The 13,930-nt window shown below is 66.9% G+C and carries 11 protein-coding genes and 1 tRNA gene; 4 read left to right on the forward strand and 8 right to left on the reverse strand.

What is annotated here, in order from left to right; all coding sequences use genetic code 11:
• Positions 1-173: 173 nt before the first annotated feature.
• Entirely contained in the window at positions 174-1,037 is an 864-nt protein-coding gene (locus O7605_RS03615; protein WP_269737887.1) for a single-stranded DNA-binding protein, read from the reverse strand.
• Positions 1,038-1,385: 348 nt separating this feature from the next.
• On the opposite strand from O7605_RS03615, the gene O7605_RS03620 reads away from it, so the two are divergent.
• The 4 genes from O7605_RS03620 (at position 1,386) to O7605_RS03635 (ending at position 3,350) form a co-directional block, all read left to right on the forward strand.
• Positions 1,386-1,805 (forward strand): HPF/RaiA family ribosome-associated protein, encoded by a 420-nt coding sequence (locus tag O7605_RS03620; RefSeq protein ID WP_164447469.1) that lies wholly within the window; start codon positions 1,386-1,388, stop codon positions 1,803-1,805.
• A 54-nt stretch (positions 1,806-1,859) separates the two neighbouring features.
• Positions 1,860-2,066, forward strand: a complete 207-nt coding sequence (locus O7605_RS03625) for a hypothetical protein (protein WP_269737888.1) — start codon at positions 1,860-1,862, stop codon at positions 2,064-2,066.
• Between the two features lie 79 nt (positions 2,067-2,145).
• Positions 2,146-3,183, forward strand: a complete 1,038-nt coding sequence (locus O7605_RS03630; protein WP_269737889.1) for an alpha/beta hydrolase — start codon at positions 2,146-2,148, stop codon at positions 3,181-3,183.
• Positions 3,184-3,277: 94 nt separating this feature from the next.
• A tRNA-Arg gene (locus O7605_RS03635) sits at positions 3,278-3,350 on the forward strand.
• A gap of 222 nt (positions 3,351-3,572) precedes the next feature.
• On the opposite strand, the gene O7605_RS03640 is transcribed toward O7605_RS03635, so the two are convergent.
• The 7 genes from O7605_RS03640 to O7605_RS03670 all read right to left on the reverse strand — a co-directional run bounded on the left by O7605_RS03640 (position 3,573) and on the right by O7605_RS03670 (position 13,430).
• Entirely contained in the window at positions 3,573-4,826 is a 1,254-nt protein-coding gene (locus tag O7605_RS03640) for an acyltransferase family protein (protein WP_269737890.1), read from the reverse strand.
• Positions 4,827-5,513: 687 nt separating this feature from the next.
• Complete coding sequence (locus O7605_RS03645; protein ID WP_269737891.1) at positions 5,514-7,712, reverse strand: acyltransferase family protein; 2,199 nt, start codon at positions 7,710-7,712, stop codon at positions 5,514-5,516.
• 13 nt (positions 7,713-7,725) lie between these two features.
• Positions 7,726-8,937, reverse strand: a complete 1,212-nt coding sequence (gene wecB / locus O7605_RS03650) for a non-hydrolyzing UDP-N-acetylglucosamine 2-epimerase (protein WP_269737892.1) — start codon at positions 8,935-8,937, stop codon at positions 7,726-7,728.
• 3 nt (positions 8,938-8,940) lie between these two features.
• Positions 8,941-9,711, reverse strand: a complete 771-nt coding sequence (locus O7605_RS03655; protein ID WP_269737893.1) for a choice-of-anchor P family protein — start codon at positions 9,709-9,711, stop codon at positions 8,941-8,943.
• Between the two features lie 74 nt (positions 9,712-9,785).
• Positions 9,786-11,291: a glycosyltransferase gene (locus O7605_RS03660; protein ID WP_269737894.1), complete on the reverse strand. Its 1,506-nt coding sequence runs from the start codon at positions 11,289-11,291 to the stop codon at positions 9,786-9,788.
• Positions 11,281-11,838 (reverse strand): hypothetical protein, encoded by a 558-nt coding sequence (locus tag O7605_RS03665; RefSeq protein ID WP_269737895.1) that lies wholly within the window; start codon positions 11,836-11,838, stop codon positions 11,281-11,283. Before O7605_RS03665 ends, O7605_RS03660 begins: the two co-directional genes overlap by 11 nt.
• A gap of 530 nt (positions 11,839-12,368) precedes the next feature.
• A complete protein-coding gene (locus tag O7605_RS03670; RefSeq protein WP_269737896.1) occupies positions 12,369-13,430 on the reverse strand; it encodes a GDP-mannose 4,6-dehydratase in 1,062 nt (353 codons plus the stop codon).
• Positions 13,431-13,930: the final 500 nt, after the last annotated feature.

Genomic DNA, 13,930 nt, shown 5'->3' on the forward strand with positions numbered 1-13,930 from the left:
CCCGGCGAAGCCCGCCCACGCCGCGGCCGTACCCGATGGCGCCACGTCGGCCGATGGGTGACCGGGCCCGTCGCCGAGACCCGGTCACCTCGGCACCGGGCGCCGATCGGCGAGCCGTACACCGTCGGGCGGGGTGCCCGGTCACCAATCGTCGCCGGCGAGCTTCCGGGATGTCAGACGGGCTGTGGCAGCCGGCCGCGCCCTCGACGACCACGCCCGGTCGCGGCATCGCCCGCCCCCGATTCCTCCGGGCGCACCGCCAGCTCGGACTCGGTCGCGGTGGCGTCGGCGGGCACCGGAGCCAGTTCGTCGGCGACGCCTTCGCCCGCGTCGGCGAAGTCGTCGAACTCCGGCGAGAGGTGGTCGTCGCTCGACGTCTCGGAGCCGGGCGTCGAGTCGGACCTGACCGCCGAGCCCGGGTCGAAGCCGCCGACCGCCGATCCCGGATCGAAGCCGACCGTCGAGCCCGGGTCGAAGTCGCCGGGCGGACCAGGGTGGCGGGCGCCGGCCGCACCAGCCCCGAAGCCGGACATGTCGGCCAGTTCGAAGTCGTCGTCGACCGGGCGGTGGTCGAGTCGGGCGGGCGCCTCGTCGTCCGGAACCGGCTCGGTCGGCTCCCCCTGCACCCGCCGCTCCGCGTCGGCGTCCGAGACCGCGCTGGTGGCCAGGGTGGGCCGGTTGCGCAGGAACCTTCCCCGTCCCCGGGACAGGTCGTGGCCGACCGCGACGGCCTCCAGCTCGTACAGGGTGCGGTGGTTGCCGGCGTCGTCGACCCAGTCGCGGGTGTAGAGCCGGCCGCAGACCACCACCGGATCGCCGACCATCACCGAGGCGGCGACTCCCTCGGCGAGCTTGCGCCAGCAGTTGACGCGTACCCGCAGGCTGTTGCCGTCGACCCAGCGTCCGCTGTCCCGGTCGAGGCGTCGAGCGGTCGAGGCGACCTTGAAGTTGGCCACCAGGGTGTTGCTCTGGGCGGTGCGGCGCCATTCCGGCGCAGTCAGAACATTTCCGACAATCGTCATATAGGTATCGAACATCGTTCCTCCCTTGAAGGGTCGGGGCCTGGCTTCGGCGAGTCGACTCGTCACCGAGCCTGCGGGCTGGCGGCCGCCCCGAACAGCCCAGCAGGCGGCATCTGTGGACGACCGGACCAGCTGTGGACAAACGCCTGATCAAGGTCCTGATGTGGTAGGCCCATCGCCCCTGCCCGCCGGGCCACCGGCCATCGATGATCAATGGGAAGCGGAAATGGTCACGTTCCGGACGGAGCCGACCTGGGTAGGGATCTCTACAACCGCACGCGTGAGCACGACGTCGAACGAAAGGTCAGCGATCATGATGATGACCGTCACCCGTTCCGCCCGCCTCTCCGGGCAGGTGCGGCGATGAGCGCCGTGCAGAACCCCGCCACCGTGGCCACGTGCCTCAGGCTGGGCGCGGGTTTCTCCGACCGGGAGCGGAACCGCATCGTCGAGCAGTTCGCCACGCTCGACGCCCGCCTGGCCGGTTTCCACGCCGACGCCACCGACATGGAGTTGTCGGTGAAGGACCGGGAGGCCAAGGGTCAGAAGGTCACCCTGGAGTGCTGGATCGCCGGCCGGCAACGGGTGGTGGCCACCTCGACCGAGGAGGACCTGCACGCCGCGCTCAACGACGTCCGCGACGACCTGCGTCGCCAGTTGAACGACGCGAAGACCCGGCAGGAGCCCCGCAACAACAAGCACCTGCGGGTCAACGAACCGCCCGGCCCGGCCACGCCTACCGACGAGTTGGCCGGCGCCGGGACGACGACCGACGAAAGGTGAGCGCCGGGCCGGGGCGACGAACGCCCCGGCCACGCCACCGTGGAGGTGAACGACATGCCGAACGTGCAGCAGCCCGAGATGCGCCGCAGCGGCGAGACCCGGCTGGTCCAGGACAGCGACGGCCCGATCGAGGGCGGTTCGTCCTCGGCCCGGCGGGAGCACCGCTCAGTGCCGGTCGACCAGGTGTCGCCGTACGGTCCCGACCGGGGACGGGCCACGACCTCGCAGGAGCCGTCCGGCCGGGAGGCCGTAGGCGACTGACCAGCGAACAGCCCCCGTCCGCCGGGTACCGGCGGGCGGGGGCTACCGCCCGGTAGCCAGCCGGCGTACCGTCGGCGAGGTGGAACCGGACGTGCTTGGCCCGCCCTACGAGCGGGAGATCATCGACCTGGGCCGGGACGACGAGGGCCCGGTGGTGGCGACGTTGGTCCGCCGCCGACCGGAGCGCCCCACCGGACGGGCCGTGCTCTACGTGCACGGCTTCGTCGACTACTTCTTCCAGACCCACGTGGCCGACTTCTTCGCCGCACGCGGCTGGGACTTCTACGCTCTCGACCTGCGCAAGTACGGTCGCAGCCTGCTGCCGCACCAGACCCCGAACTTCTGCCGTGACCTCGCCGACTACTTCCCCGAACTGGACGCCGCCGCACAACTCGTCCGCGACCGGGACGGGCACGAGACCCTGCTGGCCATGGGCCACTCCACCGGCGGCCTGATCCTCTCCCTGTGGGCCGACGCCCGCCGCGACGCCGGGCTCGTCGACGGGCTCTTCCTCAACAGTCCCTTCTTCGACCTCAACGCCCCCTGGTTCGTCCGGAGGCCCCTCGCGGCCGCCGTCGCCCGCCTGGGCCGCAGGGCGCCGCACCGCATCCTCCCCTTTTCGCTCGGCACCGTGTACGGCGAGAGCCTGCACGCCGACCATCGCGGCGAGTGGACGTACGACCTGGCCTGGAAGCCACTTGCCGGCTTCCCTGTCCGGGCCGGCTGGCTGGATGCCGTCCGCACCGGCCAGCGGCGGCTGCGCGCCGGCCTGGACATCCCGGTGCCGGTGCTGCTCGCCTGCTCGACCCGGTCGTTCCGGGGCACAAAATGGCAGGACGCGGCGACCCTGGCCGACGCCGTCCTCGACGTCGAACACATGGTCCGCTGGGCACCCCGACTCGGCCACCACGTCACCGTGTCCCGCTTCGACGGCGGCCTGCACGACCTCACGCTCTCCGGCCCCGCCGTACGTGAGAAGGTCTTCGCCGAGGTCGGCCGCTGGGCCGACGCCTTCCTCGGCGCCGGACCGACGGCGACCCACCCGACCCCGCCGCAGCCCCGGCCCTCGGCCGAGGAGGAACACCCGCCGGCCGACCGCTTTCCCGCGGACGCCTGACCGTCGCCGACACCCGGCCGCTACGTCCGGCCTGACCACCCGTTCCACCGGGCGAGAGCCGGGCGGCGGTACCCTTCTCGCGCGATACCATGTTGCGCCCGTAGCTCAGCGGATAGAGCAGGGGACTTCTAATCCCAAGGCCGCAGGTTCGAATCCTGCCGGGCGCGCTCCACCACATGGCTCTGACCTGCGGTTTCTAGCAATTTTCGCGATCTTCATGAATGACATTCTTTGATTTAGGCATACCTTAGGTGAGCCCGGGTGTGCAGCCCTCGCCCGACGAAGCACCAGACGAGTGGTGACTTCGAACGCCAACACTCGGACAGGGAGCGTCCGGTAGGTGCAGGCAGTAAGGCGCCAACAAGACCGGTTACGACCCGGTGGACAAGTTATCCGTGGCGCTCCGTCGGCGACAGGCGCCCAGGGTCGGCCGTCGGCACCGTCTCCGCCAACTGCTCAACCTGATCAGTGTCGGCAGCAGCGCCGGACCCGGCGCGCACGCTTTCGGTCTTGAGTCGTAGCGCGGGTCGTTCGACCAGGTGCCAGGAGGGCACAGCGAAGAGCAACGAACCGAGCAGACTCAACAAGATGTACACCGTCATTCCGAATTGTGCGCCGCCGAGCAGGGCGATCACCTGCTGCACTGGAAACCCGTAGATATATATGCCGTAGGTGTAGTCGTGCCGCCGACTGACTCGGGACAGCTTCTTCGGCAGTGTCACCGCCGCGAACAGGACCAGGTAAGCGAATGTCGGTAGACCTACCGCAAAGAAGCCGCCGCGCCAGAGGGAGATGACCAGAACTACGGCGGCAAGCCCTGCCAGGGTGCCGTTGATGGGGATCCGGTGCGCGTAGAGCCGGGCGGCGACGCCGAGCAGGAAGAGAAAGCCGAGCATCAGCGTCCAGTCGGCGGCGAAGGCTCCGATCATCGGGAACGGGCCGATGGCACCGTGCTGCGGTGGACGCGAGGTGAGCGTGGGACCCGTGACGAAGTCCCGTAGTACCAGTGCGTAGCAGACGCCCGTCAGCAGGAGTATCACACGCGGCGACCGGCGCAGCACCGATGTCATGAGAAGGATGCCGATGAGACCGTAGAAGGCGAGGTCGTATCGGAGCGTCCAGAGCGAGCCGTCGAACGCGCTAGGTCCCCCAAAAATCTGCCCGTAGGGTGTGTCGGCGAGGAGGCCGGAGATGGGAAGTTGCTCCATCGAGGCGAACAGGTTCGTGGTGACGTATTCGAAGGGACCTTCCGGATGCCCCCAGAAGCCGTCAAGGCTACCGTTCTCGTACAGGGCCACCAGTGGCGCGATCGCGAAGGCCGTCACCACAAGACAAACCCACAGGCCAGGAAATACCCGAAGCAGACGGGCACGGATGTATTGTGGCAGCGATGATCGTAGCGCGCTGTCCGTAATAAGGAATCCGGAGATCAGAAAGAAGCCGTAGAGCGACATCGTACCGATGTCGCTCTGCCCCGCGAAGAACGTCGTACCAAGGTTCGCCTCGCCAAACCCGATCGGCCCCGCGTGCGCGATCACCACCCCGCAGGCCATCATGAGGCGCAGCACGCCGAAAGCGTTGTGTTGAGCCGAGTACCTATCTCGCAGTGTCTGGGAGCGCTGTTCCTCGAGCCACGCCTGCACCTGACGACCCCTTCTTAATGAGTTTGGTAGGTGTCCGAGCAGAACGTCTCGGTCCAAATCATTTGCCCTAGCCCCAACGAGACCCGTGAATGGCCGGCGGCCCGCTCGCGACCGCCGGCTGGATGCGCCCCCACCTCGGCCGTGGAGGCGCAAACGGAAGCGAGGAGCGCCGCCCGGTGGCTGCGTGGCACTCCTTTTCCACGTTCACCACCGGGCGGCACGCCCGACCAGATCCGGCCACGCCCTCACCAATCAAGTGCTACCGGTCCTGGAAATAGCTCGACACGACCAGGACGCGTTTCCCTGAACACGAACCCGATCACATACCACGAGTGCCTACGATGGCGATATCACCCGGATTATGTCCGGGATCTGCCGCCTTGCGCCGCCGACCTCGGGTTCTCGAGGAGACAGCACAATAGAGGCGTCATCCGATCCTCCGACTAAGTGCTTGCAGGACCGGATTTCGCGTGACGTTCGAGTTGTCGCAAGGATCAGTGTGGCAGAAATACCAGGAGATACCGGCGAACGCACACAGACCACCCGAAAGGTCTTACGAACGGTAGGAACAGTTCAGCCACCGAATGCTGAAAGAAGCAATCAACGTGAACTCGTCAGCTGAAATGAGGCGGGACCGACTGGTGACCGCCACGGGCACCCGGGAATCGTCGTAAGATTGAGGCCGACTCAAGGTAGATGCTTACGCAGCAGATCATGGAACTTTGGTGCGAGCCTGCGGGCATACGTGGCGGTCAAATGGTGAGCATCCCGGTACACGAGTACCCCATCGATCACAGGAGGGCACAGCTCGAAGGGACAGATTTCGTCATTCAGATCAGCGAGATGCACTGCCGGCAATGAGGCCGCAGCAGCCTGCTGAGGGAGGCCCCAGGCGAGCGCGCTTTGCCGTGGCTGTGCGCAGCTGGTTAGCCGCTCGCGATTAGCCGAAACACATTCGGCCATGTCGATTCTGAATGCTGGTGTATCTCGGATGACCATCAGTGGCAGCCCGACGTTTGTGAACTCCGACCATGTTTCCAGCAGCGCTGCCGCCTGCGCTTCCGCGGTTGCCGGGCCGGGAGGTGGTGTACTGCCATTCACCAGAGGAATCTGGGTCACGCTGGAGACGATCAGGAGTCGAGGGCGTCGTTCGCCCACTAGCGCCGCTCGAAGCCGCCGGTTCCACTCGGTGCAACTATCATCAGCCCGTCCGCCGATGACGGTCGGCGCCGCCAAGAAGGAACACGTGGTCTTGATGTAGGTAACCAGGCGCCAGCCGCGCTCGGCCGCAACGACCTGCAGCGCCGGCACCCAGTGCGCCGCGTGGGAGTCGCCTGCCAGGGCCACCTCGACCGCTGAGTCACGGTTGCCGTAGACACAACTCCGCAGGTCCGACTCCCGTGCTTGCGTGACACAGCCGTCCTGATAGACATCGGGCAGGTCGTCACGGGCCTCGAGCGGATCAGGATGGATACTGGGGAACTGGTCCACCAACGCCATCGAGGCGCTGCTACCGGGTAGCGCACCGCTCGTTGCGCCGGCCACATGCTGCGGGTTCGTGGGCACCGATGCTGCCGGTGGCCGGACAGCAATCTGAAGCCCGACCCCAGTGAGGGCTGTCACGCTGGTCGCGACCAGGCCCAGGCGGAGGGTGCCGGCCCTGGAGAACCGGCTGTGCCGAAATGGGTTCTCCACCAGGTGATAGGTCAGCACCGCCGGCACCGCCGAACAGAGAATCATCGCGAGTCCCGCGACGGTATCCAACTGGCCCCACCGTGTCTCCGCCACCACCAGCAACGGCCAGTGCCACAGATACCAGGAGTACGAGACGACCCCGGCCGCCCGAATCGGCCGTAGTTCGAGGAGCAGAGCGGGACCGTACCGGCCAGCGCTGGGGCCGGCCGCGATGATGGCGACGGCGCCGAGCGTAGGTAGCAGCGCGAGGTATCCCGGGTAGGCCGCCGTCTCCGGTCGGACCGACGCCGCCGCGAAAGCCACCGCAGCCATCCCGGTCCAGCCAAGGACCAGGGCGACTCGACGCGACAGCCGGTGCAACTGTCCGCCCAGGATCGCCAAGGCACCACCCAGGGCCAACTCCCACACACGAGTGGTGGTGACAAGGTAAGCCTGCGCGGGATCGACCAGACTCAATTGTATCGACCACACCAGGGACGGAACGCCGACCAAAGTGAAGGCGACCAGCAACGACACGGCCATCCGGTCACCGAGAAGCCGCTTGCGGTGACGACCCGAAAGTCCGTGCCACGCGGCTGGTTTTCGGGGGGTGAGCCCACGCTTATGGCGGTGCCGGCTCAGCATAGCGACGCCGAGCAGGAGCAGCGGCCACAGTAGGTAGAACTGCTCCTCCACCGCGAGCGACCAGAAGTGCTGGAGAATGCTCGGTGCTTCCTCAGCACGTAGATAGTCAGTCGACTGCTCGACCAGCCGCCAGTTCATCACGTAGGCGGTGCTGGCCAGCGCGTCCCGGGCCGTCTCGGACCAGCGAATCGGTGGCAGGAACAGGTAGGTGAGCAGGACGCTTGCCACGATGACGACGCTCGCGGCCGGCAACAGGCGTTTGGCACGTCGGACATAGAAGCCGGCGATGGAGATCATGCCGGATCGGCGTGCCTCGTCGACGAGGAGCCCGGTAATCAGAAACCCGGAGATCACGAAGAAGACATCGACGGCGACAAAGGCACCGGGAAGCCCGGGTACGCCTGCGTGCCCGACCAGTACCAGAAGCAGTGCGAGTCCTCGTAGCCCCTCGATGTCACGGCGAAAGCGGCCTGCCAGGATGGTGTCATTGCCGCCGGCCGCTCGACGCTCGGTCCCGCCGGGCAGACGGGATGGTCCACCCCGGATGAGGGATTGATCGTGGCTCATCTCGATGTCGTTCCTAGTAACCGGATGTCTCGGTGAGAACGGACGCGGAGCCTGCGGTCATGACTCGCCGTGCCGCAGGTCGGCTGTTCGGTGTCGGCACGTTCGGCGTTGCCTGCCCGCCTAGCAAGGTGTTGATGGCTCGAACGCACCGCTGTGCCGCGTGACCGTCGCCGTAGATTTCCCGGGCCCTGACCGGGGCGGATTGACCGAGGCGGCGACCAACGGCCTCGACGATGCTGTCAGGATCGGTGCCGACGAGATCTCCCAGCTGGTGCTCGATGATCTCCGGTCGCTCGGTCGCGGTCCGGGTGACAACAAGCGGAACACCGAGGCTGGCTGCCTCCTCCTGTAGACCGCCCGAGTCGGTCACCACGACGTCTGATGCGCGAAGGAGTCCCACCATGTCGGGGTATGGCAGCGGATCGAGAAGTCGGACGTTCGGCAGGTCGGGCAGCTCGGTCCGGGCTTGTTCAGCGAGCCGGGGATTCGGGTGAGTGATGACCGCCAGTTCCACCTCGGGCCGGGCCTCGGCGACCCTGGCCAGTGCCTGCAGAACCTTGGCGATTCCCGCGCCCCAGCTCTCCCTGCGGTGCGTGGTGGCCACGATCAGACGGCGACGCGGATCGATCCACGTGGGAACGCGGGCCTGCCCCTCTCGCAGCAGCGTGCGTACGGCGTCGACGACGGTGTTTCCGGTGGTCACGATGCGCCCTGCGGGTATCCCCTCGGCGAGAAGATTGCGTCGCGCCGTGCTGGTCGGAGCAAGGTGCAGCGTGGCGATGCGAGCGAGCATCGCCCGGTTGGACTCCTCCGGAAACGGCTGCTGAGGTTGGTGACTACGCAGACCGGCTTCCAGATGTACGACCGGTATCCGGTTCCAGAACGCGACGAGCCCGCTCACCAACGCGGTGGTGGTGTCTCCGTGTACCACCACCGCGTCTGGTCGGCGATCAGTCAGCAGTAGCTCCACCGCGCTGGTCAGCTCCGTAGCGAGTTCGGCAAGAGAGCCTGTCCGACGCCTGAGGGCCAGGGCGGTGTCGGCACGCAGCCCGAACGGAGCCAGCGCCTCGTCGACCCGGCCGGGTTGCTGACCACTGTCGACGACGACTGTGCTCAGCTTCGGGTCGTGACAGAGGAGGCGCGCCACTGGCGCGATCTTGACGCCCTCAGGTCGCGTACCGGCCAGAATCAGCACTTCGGGCGGCCTCGCTCTGTCACGACCCATCGGTCAGCTCCGACCTGCGCGTCGACGGCGGCTCACGAGGAAGCCACCGGTGCCCGCGGCCAGGGCACCCAGGCCCAGCGCAACCGGCGCGCCGGCGAGCGGAATGACCGGGATGGGCGGTGCGACGGCGTTGGCTCCGCAACTGGACAGGCCGATGACCACCGAGGCGAGCGAGCCACCCAGTGCGGAAAGGTCCAGTGCCGTCACGGTCAGTTGGCCGACGCCGGAACTGGACTGCCCGTTCAGGGTGAGGTTCAGCAGGCCGGGGACGCTCAACCCGGTGTTCGGCGCCGGGTTGGCGGGCAGGCTGAGCAGAGTCGTCGGCACGCCCAGCACGGTCGAGACGATGCGGGCGTTGACGAGAGTTGCGGTGCCGGTCGCCGACGGGCTGCTCGTCGCGGTGCATTCGGAATAGATGGCGTCCGCGACGAGGTCGATCGTGGCAAGCCCGTTGGTACCGAGCGTCAGGGTCACCTCGGCACCGGGAGTCACCGTGCACGCGCCACCGGGCCCGATGGTGATGGCGCCGCCGCTGCCGAGTACGCCAGCGCAGGCTGCGGAGGTGCCGTCGTTGTAGGCGCGTACGTACTGCCCGAGGACTCCGGCGCTGATGACGTTCTGGCCGCCGAGCACAGCCAGCGGCGGATTCGTGTTGCCTGAGATGGATTCGGTCGTGCCGTCGTTGGTGGCGCTGGCGGTCCCAGAGCTTGCCAGGCCACCACCGACCAGGCTGATCTGAAGTGCCGATGCGCTGGACTGGGAGGTGTCGGCCATCGCGGGTGACGCGACAACCACAGCTAGTGCCAGACCGCCGGCGATGGTCGCCGCAGCCCGGACGACGCCGGACTTTACTTTGTGCATGCGAGATCTCTCTTTCTGTGCCTGACTGGACCGTCGGGGCGGTGGGTTGGGGTGGGCTGTGCCGGGGGTTGCGGGACGGAAACCGTGCCGCGGGGACGGCCGTCGAGGCGCGCGACAGCGCCGGCCGCCAGCGGCGGATTCGGGTCGGTGTCGGAGGCCTGGCTCGACGGTGTCGGATCGGCGCTACGCGCCGTCTTCTGCCACTCGGAGCGGGAGGTGAGCATTCGCGCGAAGGCGATCCAGACAGCTACTGACTGCACGTAGCTGTAAAGCCAGTGGCCGACGCCGAGCCCCAACGCTGCGGCCACCGACAGGTGCGGCTCGCATCTGTTGCGGTAGACCAGGCCCCAGACCGCGAACGGAAGGATCCCGAACACCGCTACCAGCGGGGGTACGCCCCAGCCGCCCGCCGCCCACCAGGTGGCGACGCCGCCGGGCGTCTGCGCCACATACCACCCGAGGACGACGAGACAGCCGACATAGATTGGCGTGCCGACGAGTTGGAACCACGGCGCTGCGAGGAAGTGGGCAATCTCCAGCGTGGCAGAGTTGCTGATTCGTCGAGAGTGCAGGACGGCGGCCAGATAGCGACCACACTGCATCGATCCCTGCGCCCAACGGGTTCGCTGGCGGATCAGTGGCCGAATTTGAGTCAACGCCTCTTGGGCGACCCAGGTCTCCGCACAGTACTCGGTGCGGCCACCCTGCAGCAGGATGTGCAGACCGAGTTCGAAGTCCTCCAGCAGCGCGCCGTGCCAAGGGGTCCCGTGCTCCGTCGCGAGTTGCTGTAACAGCGAGACCCGCGTGAACTGCCCGTTACCGCCCATCGCGACACTCGCGGTGTAGCGCCGCAGCGACTGCATGGCTGCGATCGGCGCGCGGAATTCCATGTCCTGTAGCCGAACCAGCAGCCGGGCCCACCTACCGGAGTTCCCCGCCGGCCGGGCGCACTGGATCATGCGAACTTCGACCTGAACGGCGGCTACCTTCGCGGAGCCGAAATAGCGGGGGCCGGCGAGCGCGGAGCGACATCGAGGATCCAGGTAGCTGTCAGCGTCGAGAACGCCGACGATGATTCGTTCGTTGTCGGCGTCTGCCGGTAGATGTTGCAGGATCGCTTTCCATGCGGCGTTCAGCGCCGCCCCCTTGCCCTGAACGGCTTCGGGTAGACGACGGGAGACGACGCGAACGCGAGAGTCGGCCGTGAAGGACTGCAGTACCGCGTCCGTGCCGTCGTCCGAAGCGTCGTCTACGCACCAGACGGTGACGTCAGGAAAGTCACGGAGCAGTCGGTGCAGTGTTCCCGCGATCACACTGGCCTCGTTGCGGCAGGGGATGACGATGTGCCAGTCGAAGCTTCTGTGCTCGCCACCGCTTGACCGTCCCGTGCGTAGATGCAGCACCAGAATGCTCAGCACGTACGCGCAGAAGTAGACGCAGAGCAGGAAGGCCGCCGTATTCAGAATGGCGAGGGACTGGATCTCAACGGGCACCTGCTGGCCTCCGTGTCCGGCTTCCGCGCCCTACCAGGAGGAAGAAGACGATGGCCACGGCGATGAGTCCGACGGTGCTGATGGCCGAGCCGATGAGTACATGGCTGCGCTGGTAGCCGACCTCGAAGCCCCACAACTGCATCGACGCGACGACGGCGGCGAGACGCATTTGATTGACCACCACGAGCAGACCGATCGCCAGGGCCACCGCGACCAGTGCGCGGGCCAGCGTCACCCGCCGGAAGCCGACCAGCAGCGCAGCGAGAACGAAGGGTGGAACCAGCAGCAGGGCAACCGAGCAACCGGTGGAGACGAGAAAGCCGACCCAGCGCTGTTCAAGCGGGAAAATGACGGCTGCCCCGATGGAGGTGGTGTCGGCGAGGCCGATCGCGGAGACCAGTCGTGCGTTCAGCCATGCCTCGACCACTGCCACGTCGTGCCATCGCCGCAGTAGGGCTGTTCCTAATGCGATACCGCAGACGGCGCCGAGCGAGGCCTGGAGCCAACTCATCGCGGTGGACCTGTCGGTCGGCGGCCGCGTGCTCATCGAGGTCGGCTTACGAACGTGACGAGCCACAGGGTGGTCCCGAGGAGGATCAGGCCGATCCCGACGAGCAGCCAGGAATGTATCGCTACGCCGGTCGTGGCGAGCCCTCCGCCGACCGCCGGCCCCTTCGTCGGAACCCCGTACATCAGCCTTCACTCCCTCCACTCAGAGGCCGCGCCTCCAGCGCGACAAAAAGAACATATAGGACACAAGTGGTGATAAGTGACCTATGCCGGAAATGATGGATCTTCGTGATGGTCCGCCGCAGGTTGCCCCGGAACCGAGCTCCGGCCGGACGGCACGGACAGCACCGAGCAGGCCCAGGGCAATCTGGAAGGAGGCTGGGCAGCATGGGATCCCCCGGGCGATCGGCACTCCAGGGTGCTCTGGTTAGCGATGTTCAGGCACAGCACGGCCACGTTCAGGTACACGGCCCACCCACGCTTGTTGACACACGCAGCGGCCGGCAGCTACCCGGCTGGATCGGCGATGCCCGCTCTATGGGCTGAACACGCAGCGGATGGGACAGGTCACTGCGAAACTCCCACCGGCTGCCCCTGTCGTGGCCGGTAGGTACGCGCTGAGCCCCCTACGCGTCGCCGCCAGGCCTCGCGGACGGTGAGCTCAATTCCCTCGGTGAGCCCGATCGTGGGCCGCCACCCGAGTTGAGCGAGCGCCTTGCTGCTGTCCAGCGCCATCCGGCGCACCTCCTGCGGGTTGGGATGCGGCGCATGGTGCGCGTCCGCCTCCACCGCCAGCACCGAGCTGACAAGGTGATAGAGGTCGTTGACGCTGGTCTCCCTGCCGGTGCCGATGTTGACCAGTCCGGCGCCCGGATAGTGACACGCTCGGGCCACCGCGTCGACCACGTCCACGATGTGCACGAAGTCTCGAGTCTGCTCGCCGTCACCGTGGATGGTGGGGGGGTGGCCGTTCAACAGCGCCTCGGTCATCACGGCCACCACGCTGGTACCGCCCCCTGCAGGCGGCGGGCCGTAGACATTGCCGAGCGCCAGAGCCGTGTACGACATGCCGCGTTCCCGCCGGTACCAGTCCAGATAACAGAGCGCCACAGCCTTGCTGATGCCGTACGGATTGGTGGCAGCCAGTGGTCGGTTCTCCCGGATCGGCAGGGCCTCCGACGGGAGGCTGCCGTAGATCGCACTGCTAGCGGCATGCACGAACAGCCGCACGCCAGCCTGCGCACAGGCGTCCAACACGTTGATCGTCCCGAAGATGTTCACATCAGCGTCGAACAGAGTTGACTCCCGGGCGGTCTGCAAGCTGCCCTGACCCGCGAGGTGTACCACCACTTCGGGTTCCCACTCATAAATAACGTCGACCGCCTCAGCCGTACGGATGTCGCCTCTGAGGACGTCTGACTGCGAGAGCCCGCCGTACGCGGCATCGGCGAGGTTCTCGACCCGGCCCGTCGAGAAGTCGTCGAGCACCTTGACGTGAATGCCCATCAGCATCAAACGCGCAACGACGTGACTGCCGATGAATCCGGCTCCACCGGTCACCAGAACGCGATTCGGAACCGAATTGCCTTGTCCGGCCGACTCGGCCCCGTTCGGCGGAAATTCCATCATGAAACTCCTTGACAGCGGGGGTGCTGACTTCTGTCGGCATCGGCCGTGCGACCTGCCGTACCTTCCGTTGAGCAGGATCATCCTGACATAAACGCACCAAACGGGCGCGAGTTTCCGTAGACGAAGAAGCTTTGTTTTGCGGCAAATGGGCGGTTTATCCCTTCGAATCGTTCATAGTGCTGTCGAGAGCATCAACCTGCTTAGGCCGGGTGGGAGGAGGTCAGCCACGTGGACAAACCTTCAGTCGTCGCACCAACTGAAGATTCTCCGCGAACGAAGCCTGGACATCCGACTCGCCGGCACGGGCGCACATCCCTGCTCAGCGGCCACCGGAGCGCCTCGACGCGGCAGGTTAGCGACGGACGCCTACGCGCAATGGTGATCGAACCGGCCGACTCACCCGTACGGTCCGACCGGCTCAACGAGGACTTCGACGTTGTGCTTCGGGTGCCGACACCCAGTCGCACCGAGCAACTCACGGCGATCCTTCGACGGCTACG

Source organism: Verrucosispora sp. WMMA2121, assembly GCF_027460185.1.
Classification (GTDB): domain Bacteria; phylum Actinomycetota; class Actinomycetes; order Mycobacteriales; family Micromonosporaceae; genus Micromonospora; species Micromonospora palythoicola.